We start from the raw sequence: 853 nt of genomic DNA, 5'->3' as shown, positions 1-853 counted from the left end.
ATTATCCAGAAAGGGCAAACTCGGTTTGATGGCTTTGATGGCAAGATTCTGTCGCTCTACTCAAGAGGCATGAGCGTGCGCGATGTCCAGGCACAGTTGCAAGATTTGTATGGGGTGGAAGTCTCAGCCGGACTGATTTCCAAAGTCACCGATGGGGTGGAAGAGGAACGCAAACTCTGGCAGAATCGGGGACTTGACCGGGTTTATCCGATTGTCTACTTCGATGCCATCGTGGTCAAAGTCCGCCAAGATGGACGGGGTGATTAATAAAGCCATCCACCTAGCCTTGGGGGTGAATCTGGCAGGCAACAAAGAGCTTTTGGGTATGTGGATGACCCAAAACGAATCCGCCAAGTTTTGGCTGTCCATTTTGACCGAGCTGCAAAATCGGGGCTTGAAAGACCTCTTCATTGCCTGCTGTGACGGACTGACCGGGTTTGCCGATGCCATCGAAGCGGTCTTCCCAAAAACTCAGGTGCAACTCTGTATTGTCCACATGGTTCGCAATTCGCTCAGCTACGTTTCCTACAAAGACCGTAAAGCAGTGGCGGCTGACCTCAGACTGATTTACACGTCCAGCACGGAAGCCGAGGCAGAACAGCAACTCGTCGCATTTGCCGAGAAATGGGACAAGCAGTACCCAACTATCAGTCGTTCCTGGATGAACCACTGGACGCGAGTAATTCCGTTCTTTGCCTTTCCCCCAGAGATTCGTCGGGCAATTTACACGACCAATGCCATTGAATCGCTCAACATGACTCTGAGAAAAGTGATCAAGAATCATCGGGCGTTTCCCACCGATGAATCTGCCCTCAAAGTGGTTTATCGGGCGATGCACCACATTGCGAAAAAA

General features: G+C 50.9%; 1 pseudogene. It reads left to right on the top strand.

The annotated features are described in order from the left end of the window. Window positions 1-853, top strand: a pseudogene (locus tag A8707_RS26300) (IS256 family transposase); the annotation flags it as partial.

The sequence above is a fragment of the Phormidesmis priestleyi BC1401 genome, from assembly GCF_001650195.1.
Classification (GTDB): Bacteria; Cyanobacteriota; Cyanobacteriia; order Leptolyngbyales; family Leptolyngbyaceae; genus Phormidesmis_A; species Phormidesmis_A priestleyi_B.
This window is presented reverse-complemented; position numbering and strand designations above follow the sequence as displayed.